The sequence below is a fragment of the Streptomyces sp. NPDC021012 genome (assembly GCF_044333355.1).
Classification (GTDB): Bacteria; Actinomycetota; Actinomycetes; order Streptomycetales; family Streptomycetaceae; genus Streptomyces.
Window position 1 is genome coordinate 167,270 of record NZ_JBIRQU010000001.1, and the last position, 13,215, is coordinate 180,484.

Annotated in this window: 8 protein-coding genes; 3 read left to right on the forward strand and 5 right to left on the reverse strand. The window is 69.7% G+C overall.

The features are described from left to right. Positions 1 to 39: 39 nt before the first annotated feature. The 3 genes from pta to pyk all read left to right on the forward strand — a co-directional run bounded on the left by pta (position 40) and on the right by pyk (position 4,843). On the forward strand, positions 40 to 2,121 hold the full coding sequence (gene pta / locus ACH4TP_RS00755) for a phosphate acetyltransferase (RefSeq protein ID WP_398435069.1): 2,082 nt from the start codon (positions 40 to 42) through the stop codon (positions 2,119 to 2,121). Then, positions 2,118 to 3,338: an acetate kinase gene (locus ACH4TP_RS00760; protein WP_389236064.1), complete on the forward strand. Its 1,221-nt coding sequence runs from the start codon at positions 2,118 to 2,120 to the stop codon at positions 3,336 to 3,338. The genes pta and ACH4TP_RS00760 overlap by 4 nt, the downstream gene beginning before the upstream one ends. A gap of 74 nt (positions 3,339 to 3,412) precedes the next feature. After that, positions 3,413 to 4,843: a pyruvate kinase gene (gene pyk, locus ACH4TP_RS00765; RefSeq protein WP_389236066.1), complete on the forward strand. Its 1,431-nt coding sequence runs from the start codon at positions 3,413 to 3,415 to the stop codon at positions 4,841 to 4,843. Positions 4,844 to 4,910: 67 nt separating this feature from the next. On the opposite strand, the gene ACH4TP_RS00770 is transcribed toward pyk, so the two are convergent. From ACH4TP_RS00770 to ACH4TP_RS00790, 5 genes are all read right to left on the reverse strand, one after another. Beyond that, entirely contained in the window at positions 4,911 to 5,585 is a 675-nt protein-coding gene (locus ACH4TP_RS00770; protein ID WP_398435072.1) for a hypothetical protein, read from the reverse strand. Between the two features lie 12 nt (positions 5,586 to 5,597). Continuing rightward, a complete protein-coding gene (locus ACH4TP_RS00775) occupies positions 5,598 to 10,046 on the reverse strand; it encodes a polymorphic toxin-type HINT domain-containing protein (RefSeq protein ID WP_398435074.1) in 4,449 nt (1,482 codons plus the stop codon). Positions 10,047 to 10,153: 107 nt separating this feature from the next. Next, positions 10,154 to 11,005: an FG-GAP-like repeat-containing protein gene (locus tag ACH4TP_RS00780; RefSeq protein WP_398435075.1), complete on the reverse strand. Its 852-nt coding sequence runs from the start codon at positions 11,003 to 11,005 to the stop codon at positions 10,154 to 10,156. A gap of 278 nt (positions 11,006 to 11,283) precedes the next feature. After that, positions 11,284 to 12,588, reverse strand: a complete 1,305-nt coding sequence (locus ACH4TP_RS00785) for a hypothetical protein (RefSeq protein WP_398435077.1) — start codon at positions 12,586 to 12,588, stop codon at positions 11,284 to 11,286. Further along, positions 12,578 to 13,147, reverse strand: coding sequence for a DUF6114 domain-containing protein (locus ACH4TP_RS00790; RefSeq protein WP_398435078.1), 570 nt, complete (start codon positions 13,145 to 13,147; stop codon positions 12,578 to 12,580). The genes ACH4TP_RS00785 and ACH4TP_RS00790 overlap by 11 nt, the downstream gene beginning before the upstream one ends. Positions 13,148 to 13,215: the final 68 nt, after the last annotated feature.

Sequence of the window (13,215 nt, forward strand, 5' to 3'; positions counted from 1 at the left end):
TCCCGGCCCCTTCCGCAGGACTGGACAGGAGACGACGGCGTGACGCGCAGCGTGTACGTGACCGGGATCGACCGCGGTGACGGCCGCCAGGTCGTCGAGCTGGGAGTCATGGAGCTCCTCACCCGCCAGGTGGACCGGGTGGGGGTGTTCCGGCCCCTCGTGCACCACCGTCCCGACCGGCTCTTCGACCTGCTGCGCGCCCGCTACCGGCTCACCCAGGACCCCTCGACGGTCTACGGCATGGACTACCAGGAGGCCTCCGCGCTCCAGGCCGAGCGGGGCACCGACGAGCTGGTGTCCCGGCTCGTCGACCGCTTCCACGCCGTCGCCCGCGACTACGAGGTCGTCCTCGTCCTCGGCACCGACTTCGCCGCCACCCAGCTCCCCGACGAGCTCGCGCTCAACGCCCGCCTCGCCAACGAGTTCGGCGCCTCCGTCATCCCGGTGGTCGGCGGCAAGGGCCAGCCCGCCGAGTCCGTACGGGCCGAGGCGCGCAACGCCTTCCGGGCCTACGACGGACTCGGCTGCGACGTCCTCGCGATGGTCGTCAACCGGGTGACGGGCGAGGACCGCGAGGCCATCGCCGAGCGGCTCGCGGCCCGGCTCCCCGTACCGTGCTACGTCCTGCCGGACGAGCCGGCGCTCTCCGCGCCCACCGTCGCCCAGATCACCCAGGCGCTCGGCGCCACCGTCGTCCTCGGCGACGACGCGGGGCTCGCGCGGGACGCGCTCGACTTCGTCTTCGGCGGCGCGATGCTGCCGAACTTCCTCCACGCGCTGACCCCGGGCTGTCTCGTCGTCACCCCCGGGGACCGGGCCGACCTGGTCGTCGGCGCGCTCGCCGCGCACTCGGCCGGCACCCCGCCGATCGCGGGCGTGCTGCTCACCCTGAACGAGCGGCCCGGCGAGGAGATCCTGACCCTGGCGGCACGCCTCGCGCCCGGCACCCCCGTCATCTCCGTGCCCGGCAACAGCTTCCCCACCGCCGCCGAGCTGTTCGCCCTCGAAGGCAAGCTGAACGCCGCCACCCCGCGCAAGGCGGAGACCGCCCTCGGCCTCTTCGAGCGGCACGTGGACACCGCCGACCTCCTCAAGCGGGTCTCGGTCGCGCGCAGCGGCCGGGTCACCCCGATGATGTTCGAGCACGAGCTGCTCGAACAGGCGCGGGCCGACCGGCGCCGGGTGGTGCTCCCGGAGGGCACCGAGGAGCGGGTGCTGCGCGCCGCCGACGTGCTGATCCGCCGTGACGTCTGCGACCTGACGCTCCTCGGCGACGTCGAGGCCATCCGCAAGAAGGCCGCCGACCTGAGCGTGGACCTGCGCGACACGCAGCTGATCGACCCGCAGACCTCGGAGCTGCGCGACACGTTCGCGGAGCGGTACGCGGCGCTGCGGGCCCACAAGGGCGTCACCGTGGAGCTGGCGTACGACGTCGTCTCGGACGTGAACTACTTCGGCACCCTGATGGTCCAGGAGGGCCTGGCCGACGGCATGGTGTCCGGCTCGGTGCACTCGACGGCGGCGACGATCCGCCCGGCCTTCGAGATCATCAAGACGAAGCCGGACGCCTCGATCGTCTCCTCGGTCTTCTTCATGTGCCTCGCCGACAAGGTGCTCGTGTACGGCGACTGCGCGGTCAACCCGGACCCGGACGCCGAGCAGCTCGCGGACATCGCCGTCCAGTCGGCGGCGACCGCGGCCCGCTTCGGCGTGGAGCCGCGGATCGCGATGCTCTCGTACTCCACGGGCACCTCGGGCTCCGGCGCCGACGTCGACAAGGTGCGGGAGGCGACGAAGCTGGTCCGCGAGGCGCATCCGGAGCTGCGGATCGAGGGCCCGATCCAGTACGACGCGGCCGTCGAGCCCTCCGTCGCGGCGACGAAGCTGCCGGGTTCGAAGGTGGCGGGCCAGGCGACCGTGCTGATCTTCCCGGACCTCAACACGGGCAACAACACCTACAAGGCCGTGCAGCGCTCGGCCGGCGCCGTGGCCGTCGGGCCGGTGCTCCAGGGCCTGCGCAAGCCGGTGAACGACCTCTCGCGCGGCGCCCTCGTCAGCGACATCGTCAACACGGTCGCCATCACGGCGATCCAGTCCCAGACCCAGGAGCCGCCGGCATGACGACCCCTCCCTCTCGTGTACTCGTCCTCAACTCCGGCTCCTCGTCGGTGAAGTACCAGCTGCTCGACATGAAGGACGACCGCCGACTCGCGCAGGGCCTGGTCGAGCGGATCGGCGAGGAGACCTCCCGGATCGTGCACACCCCGCTCCAGGGCGGGGAGCGGCGCGAGAAGAACGGGCCGATCGCCGACCACGCGGCCGCGCTGAAGGCGGTCGCCGAGGAGCTGGCGGCGGACGGCCTGGGCCTGGACTCCCCCGAGCTGGCGGCGATCGGCCACCGGGTGGTGCACGGCGGGCTGCGGTTCACCGAGCCGACGGTCATCGACGAGGAGGTGCTCGCCGAGATCGAGCGGCTCGTGCCTGTGGCGCCGCTGCACAACCCGGCGAACCTCACCGGCATCCGTACGGCGATGGCGCTGCGCCCGGACCTGCCGCAGGTGGCGGTCTTCGACACCGCCTTCCACACGACGATGCCGGAGTCGGCGGCGCGGTACGCGATCGACGTGGAGACCGCCGACAAGCACCGGATCCGCCGGTACGGCTTCCACGGCACCTCGCACGCCTACGTCTCGCGGGAGACGGCGCGGCTGCTCGGCAAGGAGCCGGAGGAGGTGAACGTGATCGTGCTGCACCTGGGGAACGGCGCCTCCGCCTCGGCGGTGCGGGGCGGCCGGTGCGTGGACACCTCGATGGGTCTGACTCCCCTGGAGGGCCTGGTCATGGGCACCCGCTCGGGCGACGTCGACCCCGCGGTGACCTTCCACCTCAAGCGGGTGGCGGGCATGTCGGCGGACGAGATCGACGTGCTCCTGAACAAGAGGTCCGGTCTGGTGGGGCTCTGCGGCGACAACGACATGCGGGAGATCCGCCGGCGGGTCGACGAGGGCGACGAGCGGGCGGCGCTCGCCTTCGACATCTACGTCCACCGGCTGAAGAAGTACATCGGGGCGTACTACGCGGTCCTCGGCCGGGTGGACGCGGTGGCGTTCACGGCGGGGGTCGGCGAGAACTCCGCGCCGGTGCGGGAGGCCGCGATCACGGGCCTGGAGGAGCTGGGGCTCGCGGTGGACTCCGACCTCAACGCCGTCCGCTCCGACGAGCCCCGGATCATCTCGCCGGTGTACGCGCGGGTGGCGGTCGCCGTGGTGCCGACGGACGAGGAGCTGGAGATCGCCCGACAGAGCTACGCACTGGTGCACGGAGAAGTGAACGCCTGAGCGGACCCGCGCCCATTTGTACTTTCCGCCAGACGGAATATTCCGCAGTGAAACAAACCGATAGGATCCGCCTCATGCGCCGTTCCAAAATCGTCTGCACGCTGGGCCCCGCCGTCGACTCGTATGAGCAGCTGAAGGCTCTCATCGAGGCCGGTATGAACGTGGCCCGATTCAACTTCAGCCACGGGTCCCACACGGAACACCAGGATCGGTACGACCGCCTCCGGCAGGTCTCCGCGGACATCGGCCGCTCCGTCGGCGTCCTCGCCGACCTCCAGGGCCCGAAGATCCGGCTGGAGACCTTCGCCGAGGGACCGGTCGAGCTGGTGCGCGGTGACGAGTTCACCATCACCACCGAGGACGTCCCCGGCGACAAGTCGATCTGCGGCACCACCTACAAGGGCCTGCCCGGCGACGTCGCCAAGGGCGACCAGGTCCTGATCAACGACGGCAACGTCGAGCTGCGCGTCGTCGAGGTCGACGGCCCCCGCGTCAAGACCATCGTGGTCGAGGGCGGCGTCATCTCCGACCACAAGGGCATCAACCTGCCCGGCGCGGCGGTCAACGTCCCCGCCCTGTCGGAGAAGGACGTCGAGGACCTCCGCTTCGCCCTGCGGATGGGCTGCGACATGGTCGCCCTGTCCTTCGTCCGCGACGCCAACGACGTCAAGGACGTCCACAAGGTGATGGACGAGGAGGGCCGCCGGGTCCCCGTCATCGCCAAGGTCGAGAAGCCGCAGGCCGTCGAGAACATGGCCGCCGTCGTCGCCGCCTTCGACGCGGTCATGGTGGCCCGTGGCGACCTCGCCGTGGAGTACCCGCTCGAGAAGGTCCCGATGGTGCAGAAGCGCCTCGTGGAGCTCTGCCGCCGGAACGCGAAGCCGGTCATCGTCGCCACCCAGATGATGGAGTCGATGATCACCAACTCGCGGCCGACCCGCGCCGAGGCGAGCGACGTCGCCAACGCGATCCTGGACGGCGCGGACGCGGTCATGCTGTCGGCCGAGTCCTCGGTCGGCGCCTACCCGATCGAGACCGTGAAGACGATGTCGAAGATCGTCGCCGCGGCCGAGGAGGAGCTCCTCTCCAAGGGCCTCCAGCCCCTGGTCCCGGGCAAGAAGCCCCGCACCCAGGGCGGCTCCGTCGCCCGCGCCGCCTGCGAGATCGCGGACTTCCTCGGCGGCCAGGCCCTGATCGCCTTCACCCAGTCCGGCGACACCGCCCGCCGCCTCTCGCGCTACCGCACGCAGCAGCCGATCCTCGCCTTCACGACGGACGAGGGCACCCGCAACCAGCTCACCCTGAGCTGGGGCGTGGAGTCCTTCCTCGTCCCGTTCGTGGACAACACGGACGCCATGGTCGACCTGGTCGACGCCGAGCTCCTCAAGCTCCAGCGCTACAACGCCGGCGACACCATGGTCATCACCGCCGGCTCTCCCCCCGGCGTCCCCGGCACCACCAACATGGTCCGCGTCCACCACCTGGGCGGCGGCGAGCACGCCTGACGCGTGTGACGCACGACGAAGCCCCCGTCCGATCCGGACGGGGGCTTCGCCTTGTGCGTCACACGCGTCAGACCCCGCGGGAGGCGGACGGGTCCTCTCCCTCACCCTCCACCCGGAGCGAGCCGTCGTCCACCACGAGCTCGTGGTAGCCGAGGTGTTCCCCGAGTTCGTGGTAGCGGAGGTACCGGGCTTCCGTGATCGGAACACCGTAGGCCTTCAGGGCTCTCAGGAAGAACCGGAAGCCGAGGTCGGGGTCGATGTTGGCGACGACACGCCGCAGAACGGGCACGACACCGCGGACGGCGCCGTACCGGTCGCCCTCGGTCGCGGTGGCCAGGGGAGCGGCCATGGCTTCGATCTCCGAAAGCACGTCGGCCTTCAGCTCCACAGCTGGGTCCGGCACGCCGTCGCCGCGAAGTGCGCTCAGCTGCCCCGCGTCGTACCGCGTCGTGACCGACTCCACGATCTCGCGCAGCCACGCCTTCCCGTCGAGCCACGGAGCCTCTGCCGAGTACGCCCTCCTCACCGCTGCACTCCACAGGACGTTGACGTCCTGGGTGGTCAACGAGGACGCGAGGAGTCGTTCGGCATCGGACAGCAAGGTTGCCGCGTAGGCTCCCTCTCCCCACTCGACGGCTTCCCCGACCACCTCGCGCTGCTCAAGACCGCTCGCGGCAGGTGACGACAGCCACTTGGCGAGCCCGCTGAGGCCGAAGTCCACCCATATATCACTGCGTGACATCACTCTGAACTCCTACTCCGGCGATGCCGTGTAGACGATATATCCGTTGTGCTTCGGCATTCCTGTCCGTTGCAGGGTGAGGACCACCGTATTCCCGGCTTTCCAGAAGTCTCCGTCGTGGCGATAGACGGTACCGAGTGACCCCGGAGTGTCAAGTCTCACCTTGAACGAAAGCAGGTGTAGAGGACTGCTCGAATCCTTGGGGGTTCTCGCCATCCAATCGGCCAGACGCTTGCGGTTCTTCGCGTTCTGCGCCGCCGACCCGCCGGTCAGGAACTTCTTCATGGCCTCGTCCACGGACGCCTGAGCGGTGGAGAGATCGTTCCACACGGAATTGATCCCCGGGCCGTTGGGATTCTTCAGCAGCTTCCTTTTCGCCAGGTCGATCGCCTCCTGAGCCGTGGGCGTGACGTGGTCCGCGATCGTATGCCCCGCGGTCGCAGATTCGTGCGTGAGGAGGTTCAGGCAGTTGTGGACGAGGACGCTCCGGGAGGTCGCCCCTCGGGTACCGACGAAGAACGTGTGCAGGCCTTCCACCGTCAGGTCGTACACGGTGAGCGCGGCACGCTCGTCCCGGTCCCGTACCGAAGCCACACGGGCGGCGATCCCATCGGCACCAATCACCAGGTCGTCGGGCCGGAGGGTCAGAGCGAGAGTCCACCCGCGACCGACGACATGGACCTTGTGCCCAGGCGTGGTGACCACCGTGGAGCCGTCAGCGAGCCGAACCTCGACGAGGTTCGTCGTCTCGTGGCGGAACGTCGACGACACCCGCATCCCACGTCGCTCACCGCTGTCGGGATCGGCCGCGAGCACGAGATCGCCGATCCGCACGCCGCTGATCGGACGGGTCGTCCCGTCCGCCATGACGACCGGCGTCTCCCCCAGGAAGCTGTTGGTGCTGCAGGCCACCAGAACATCCTCGACCAGGTTCACCTCCCTGGTGATGGCGGCCATGATCTGCGGGTCCAGGTCCAGGTTCTTGAGCGCCCGGTAAGCGTCCGCCACCCCGACCCCGGTGTTCATCGCCGCATCGAGTGCTCGGATCACGTCAATGGCATCGGCGATCTTCTTCCCCGGGATGAAGTTGCTCGCAGCCCACAGGCACCCGGAGACGCTTCCCTTGGAACACTGGACGAAGTCGTCCGTCAGGACGTGCCACACGACCTTGAGGAATGCCTTGTCCAGTTCGCTGACGATCTCCCACCGCGTGAAGTAGTGGTCGATATAGGCAACCTGGTTCTCGAACCGCTGGCTTCCCACCCACGTCGTCGCCGCAGTCGGGCAATTGGCGGCCGTCGGAGTGTCTCCGGCGGCCGGGTCCTGGCAGAGATAGAAGTCGACGGTGACGTTGAAGGTCAGCTTGAACTTGACCGTGCAACCGTCGAATCCGATGTCCAGCACGCAGGGGTTCTGAGGTTGCGCCTCACCGATCTGCTCCATGCTCTGTCTGGTGAAGACGCCTCCGATACCGGTGGCACCACCGGTCGAAATAGTCTCTTGGGCCTTGGTGTTCTCGGCACGAGTCGCCGCGTCCTCGGCTTCGTCCGCGGCCTCGTCAGCCCGGCCGGCCGATTCCTCAGCCTTCGTCGCGTCCTGTTCGGCCTGAGTCGCCACATCACTGGCGGTGCTGGCGTCGCTCTCGGCGGCCGTCGCCGAAGTACGCGCCGCTCCCGCATCCTTCTCCGCCTCGCTGGCTGCCCCGTCCGCCTGCGCCGCGTAGTCTCCAGCGGAATTCGCGGCTTCCTGCGCCGCTTCCGCATCCGCCTTCGCCTGCTGGTGGTACTCCACTGTTCTGGCGAGCGCCTGCTTGGCAGCCTCGACCGATTTCGCCGCGGCGTTCGCTGATGCCTGGGCCGCCTCGGCCGATGCCGTGGCGGCCGCCGCGTACTCGGCGCTGCGGGCAGCCGCTTCCGCGGCGGCCTTCGCGTCGGCGGTCGCCCGGGCCGCAATGGCCTTCGCCTCGACGGCCGCGGCGGCGGCCTGGACGGACTTGGCCTTCGCGAGAGCGGCCTGCTGCTCGGCTTGAGTCTTGGACGCCTGCCCGATGAGCACCGCGAGGCCCGCTGATGGATCGGTGTCCGCGTACGGAGATCCGAGTTCGATGGCGTCGTTGGCCGGCTTGATCACCTGTTGCGCCGAGTTCCGGGTGGCTATCGCCGCCTGCGCTGTGGCGTAGGCGAAACCGGCCGCACGCACCGAAGCAGCAACCGCCGCAGCCGCCTCCTGGCGTGCGACGTCCGCGTGCCCCTTGGCTTCGGCCGCCTTCTCCCGGGCCGTGGCAGCCTGTGCCTTCGCCGTGATCGCGTTCCATTTCGCCTGGTCGGCTGCGTCGATGGCGTCAGCTGTGGCTGCGGTGGCCTTCGCCACGGCAGCCTCGGTGATCGCGACGTCCCGCTTGGCCGCGTCCGCTGTCGCCTGAGCCCGCTTGGCCGCGCCTTCGGCGCGGGTGGCGGCGGCTCTGGCGTTGGCCGAGGCCCTGGTGGCCGAGTCGGCGGCCGCACGGGCGCTCGCCGCCGCCGTACCCGCCTCGTTGGCAGCGGTGCGCGCATCCGTGGCCGCAGCCCGCGACGCGGCGGCGGCATCGGTGCCCTCATCGGCTTCCGCTCTGGCTTCCAGTGCGAACGCCTTGGCCTCCAGGGCGTCGCGTCGGCCTTCTGCGATGATGGCATTGTCCCTGGCCTTGACCGCGTTCTGTTCGGCGGCCAGCGCCTCGTCCTTCTTCGTCGCGGCGGTGGCGCCTGCGGTCTGCGCGGCAGCCAACTTGTCCGCCGCTATCTGGCGTTCGGACTGCGCCTTCGCCTTCGCGGTGGCGGCCTTGGCCCGCTCCGTGTCTGCCAGTTCCTTCTGGGACTTGGCGTACGCGGCTTCCGCTTCGGCCTTCTTCCGCTTGGCTGCCGCGTCGGCGGCGGCCACCTTCGCCTCCGCCTCGGCGGCCTTGGCGCGATTCTCCGCTTCCTTGGCCTTGGCCGCGTTGTCCGCGGCCAGCTTCGCCTGATACGCGGCGCCGTCGGCGGCGGCCTTGGCCTGCGCCTCGGCCTCCTCGGCGGCCTTGCGGCGGAACTCGGTCTTCGAGGCGTGTGCCTGCGTCTCGGCGAGCGCCATCAGCGTCTTGCTGTCGGACGCGGACGCGCGGGTGGCGTTCGCCGCCGTCTCAGTCGCCTTGAAGGCCGCCTGCGCGGCGGCTGCGGACGCCTTGGCGACCTGTACGGCCTGCTGCCCGTACATCAGGCCGCGGCCGCGCGGCAGGCCGGCGGCGTCGGCGAGGGCGTACGCCTCGATCTTGGCCTCGTCCGCCCGTGCGGCCTCCTCCTGCGCGGCGAGTGCGGCACGTCCGGCGACGTAGACCCGACCCTGGGCCCGCTCCCGAGCGCGGGCGATGTTCGTCTTGACCTCCGCAAACTCGGCGGCTGTCGGGTAGAACATCGTCGAGCTCGGGGACTGCCTGATCCAGTGGTCTTGCCAGTCGGTGAGCCGGCTCGCAATGAGGGACTGGCCCAGCGCCTCGGCCATCGCCTGTGAGGCCACTCCCAGGTGTCGGGAGGCCTTCGCCTCGGCATCCATGATCACGGCCCGCTGTGCCTTCTGACCGGACAGCTCGTTCTGCCACTCGACGGAGGCCTGGGCGACCTCGGCATCCAACACCTTGTACGGATCAAGCGGGTTGTGCGCCGTGCAGGAGGCGAACCGTGCCTTGAGCGCCTCGACGTCGAGGCGGAACTCCATGGTGTCCGGCTCCGGCGCGGTCGTCGGGAAGCCACCGTGCTGGAGGAAGATGCGCGCGTCGTCCGCGTACATCGGGTGCATGAAGGCCATTTTCCACTCGAGCGCCTCCAGCGCCGCCCAGTCCTCGTAACGGTCCTTGGAGTAGCGGGCCGCGGCGATCGCGTTGACCGCTTCCACCGACTCCTTGCTCGCAACCGGTGTCTGGTCCGTGAAGTAGATATCGGACTCGGTGTCGAAGTACAGGGCACCCAGCCCGCCCATGACTCCGGTGGTGTAGTAGGGGTTCTCCTCGGTGTCGACCCATTCGAACCCGGCGCCCGTGTAGCCGGGCGGAGTGGTCATCGACGGAATGCGCAAGGACTGTTCCCAGACCTCGTCCCGGGCCCCCAGTTCATAGCCCTTGGCGTTTTTCCACGCGTTGTCCTCGTCCCAGGCGATGGCGAGGGGAGTATTGCCGTCTTGCCACTGCATGCTTTCGGCTGCGGCGTGCAGCTCGGCCTCGGTGCCGTTCAGACCACTCCGCGACACGGCCTTCAGCGCCTGGCCACCTCTGCGGAGCGTCAGGTTGAGCAGGCATTGGTCGACGCGCACCTTTGCGGCAGCGTCGAGATCCAAGGTCTCCTTCCCCGGTAGGTCGGTCAGGGCAGCGGCGGGAGCCACGGGCTCGGTCGTCCGGGGCAGTTGGTTGCCGGTGAGAGCTACGGCAAGTGCGGTGGTCAGGGCGGTGACGCTCAACAGCCGCGTCCATCTGCGGGAGGCACGGCGGCCGCCCGGAGGCGCGTACATACGCATGGTGGATCAACCGTTCTCGTACGGAAGTGGCGGAGGGAAGAGGGCGCGCCTCAGAAGAGGTGGTCGAAGGCGGCCCAGCCGCCGGTGCCGATCTGCACGCGAGGAGCGAAGGGAGCGCTGGGGTTTCCGGTTCCCTTGAAGAGCCAGAGCAAGCCGGCCGTGTCAGCGGCGATCAGGTCGGTCTTGCCGTCGCCGTTGTTGTCGCCCGTGGAAACGATCAGCTTGTGGATGTTCCAGCCGGTGCCCACCGTGATGCGCGCCCCGAGGACCCCGTCCGCCACGTAGTTGCCGGTGCCGGGGTAGATGTACAGCGTGCCGTCCGACTGCCGGGCGATGAGGTCGGTCTTGCCGTCGCCGGTGTAGTCGCCGCGGCCGGCCAGTGCGGTCATGGCGCCCCAGCCGCCACTGCCTATCCGTATACGCGGCTGGAGCAGGCCGTCGGGTCGGGCCGCGTAGAGCCAGAGCGTCCCGTCCGTATGCCGTGCGACGAGGTCCGGTTCAGCCGTCCCACCCATGTTGCCCACGGAGACCAACCGGTCGTATATCTGCCACCCCCCACCGACGACCTTGGTGTCGTTACCACGTTCGGCGGTATAGAAGAGCGTGCCGTCGGAACGGTGGTAGAGGTCGTTGCCCTTGCCGCCCTCAGAGACGTTGGCCTGCACGATGGCGTCCGCCTCGGACCAGTCACCGCCCATGTCGACCATGGGCTGGACGCCTCCCGTGCCCTTGGGCTCGTAGTCGTAGAGACGGCCGGACTTGCGGCCGAAGAGGGGGAACATCACGGGTCCGGGAGCGGCTTGGACCTGCGCTGCGGCGGCCTCGTCCGTACGGTCCGTCCAGGGAAATGACGGCTGCACGGCTACGAGCAGGGCAGCCAGGAGCCCACCGAGAGCTGCCATGGAGAGCGCCCCTCTGGCGAGCGGGTGATCGGTTTGACGACGCATGAAGGTGGTGGGTCCTCACAGGGGTTGCCTGCGCAGACGCGAGGAGGATCTCTGCACGACGGCCGCCCCCCCGACGCCCGCGCGCTGAAGCGGATCCGCTTCAACCACATTCAAAGTAGAACAACAGTTTGACTCTGTGAAGATTCTTTTGAGCCCCTGTGAAGCTCGTCGTGGCCCGCACTCGTGAAGAGCGCGGGCCACAACGGTGTGCGGCTCCCGGAGTGGTACGGGGGTCAGCTGGGCTCGATCGTGTTGCGGAGGCCCTTGATCTGGAGGTTGCCGCCGAACTGGCCCGCCTGCTTGATCTTCACGTTGCTGAACCAGACGAGCGAGATGTCCAGCGGCGGCGGGGACTCCGGGCTGAAGGTGATCGGGATGATGCCGAGGAGGTTGCCCTTCAGCTCCTCCGTGTACATCGTCACCGTGCCGCCGGTGATGGTCGACGTCGAGCCCGGCGTGGAGCGGATGTGCGCCGTGCGGCCCTCGGAGTGCTCCGTCATCTGGTGCAGGTCCTTGATGTCCACCTCGGACGCGGTGAACTTCAGGACCTTCTTGATCGTGCCGCTGCCGGTCTTCACCTCGACGATGCCGTGGTACTTGAGGCCCTTCAGGGTGAGCCAGGAGCTCTCCAGGCGCCAGGGCGCGTCCGGGAGCAGCGGGATGCCCGGCTCCAGTTCGGCGTCGGCGAGCGCCTGGGCGTCGTACTCGGGGCACGGGAAGCGGGGCTTGGCCCCGTCGGGTATGTCCGTGTCCTTCTTGGCGTCGAGGCCCTTGGCGCTCTCGGGGAGCTCCGCGACCTTCACGCCCGCCTGGTCGGCGGCCTTCTCGATCGCCGTCTTCGTCCTCTGCGCGGCCTCGTCCGCCGCCCTCTGCTTCGGGGCCGCGGTGGTGGCGGCCGGGGCCGGAGCGTCGGTCGCCGGCGTCTTGTCGGCGGAGGGCTGCGTCGGGGTGGGCGCGGCCGTGGTGGGCGCCGTGGTGGGCGTGGGCGTGGCCGTCGGCGTCTTGTCGGGGCCGTCGAGAAGGTCCTTCAGGGCGTCGCCCAGGCCCAGCGGGTCCAGCGGGTTCCTGGACTGCGTCGGCGAGGGGGTGGCCGTGGGGGTCGAGGCGGGCGCGGGGGCGGTCGTCGCGTGCTGCTGCGCCTGCGGCGCGGCGGTCTGCACGGCCTGCGTCGCGGTGGGCGTCGGGGTCGCGTCCGGCGTCGCGGTGGCGGAGGGCGTGGCGGTCACCGTGGGGGTGTCCGTCGGCGAAGCGGTGGCGGTGGGCTTCGCGCTCTCCGTGGGCTTCGCCGTCTCGCTCGCCTCGGGCGTCGGCTCGTCCGAGCGCGTCACACAGGGGCCGGGGGCGAAGGGGATGTCCTTGTCGTCCGCGAGGGCGAGCTTGGGCGTGAGGCCCATGCCCACGAACACCGCGGTCGGCATGGCCGCCAGTGCCATCGCCTTCCCGGCGGGGCCCTGGATCCTGTTCAGCAGCGACTTGCGCGGGGCCGCGTGCCGCGGGCCCTGCTTCGCGAGCGCCGGCTGATTCTCGTCACCCCGCACTGTTCCTCCCGCCGTTGGCGTCGGTCGTGGTTTCGGTCGCCATGTGCTCCGCCTCGCGCTGCTCCGGGACGACGGCCGCGGGCACGACCTGGGTCTCGGGCTCCGCGCCGGCCTCGTGGGAGGCCTCGGGGTGACCGTCGTGCTGTGCGTCCTCGGTCTCCTCGACCGGCCGTGCGGGCGCCCAGGAAGCGGACATGGCGCCGCCGACGAGGGCGAACAGGAATCCGATGACGAGGCCGCCGAAGTTCGACACCGGGATGGAGACGAGTGCCAGGACGATCGCCGCGACACCCGCGAACACCCGGACGATGGGCTGGAACCACATCGTCAGCCCGAGCGTGATGAGCAGGACGCCGATGATCAGCGCGCCGGCTCCGGCGGTCGTCGCCAGGGCGAGCGTCATGTTGCCGAGCCGCATGTCCCCGTACGGGAGGTAGGCGATCGGCACGCCGCCCAGCATGGTGAACAGTCCCGCCCAGAAGGGCCGGGTCTGCCGCCAGACCTTGAACCGGTTCTCCTTTTTGGGGACTTCGCGGGAGGCGGGGATCTCGGCGCTCATGGAACAGCTCCCTGGAAGCGGTGTTGCTGAGAAAGGTGAAGAAGGAACCTGGCGGGTGGGGCCGCACG

What these genes read in the sequence shown, in the direction of transcription:
- ACH4TP_RS00760 (WP_389236064.1), top strand. Translation starts at nt 2,118, where the DNA reads ATGACGACCCCTCCCTCTCGTGTACTCGTCCTCAACTCCGGCTCCTCG.
- pyk (WP_389236066.1), top strand. Translation starts at nt 3,413, where the DNA reads ATGCGCCGTTCCAAAATCGTCTGCACGCTGGGCCCCGCCGTCGACTCG.
- ACH4TP_RS00770 (WP_398435072.1), bottom strand. Translation starts at nt 5,585, where the DNA reads ATGTCACGCAGTGATATATGGGTGGACTTCGGCCTCAGCGGGCTCGCC.
- ACH4TP_RS00780 (WP_398435075.1), bottom strand. Translation starts at nt 11,005, where the DNA reads ATGGCAGCTCTCGGTGGGCTCCTGGCTGCCCTGCTCGTAGCCGTGCAG.
- ACH4TP_RS00790 (WP_398435078.1), bottom strand. Translation starts at nt 13,147, where the DNA reads ATGAGCGCCGAGATCCCCGCCTCCCGCGAAGTCCCCAAAAAGGAGAAC.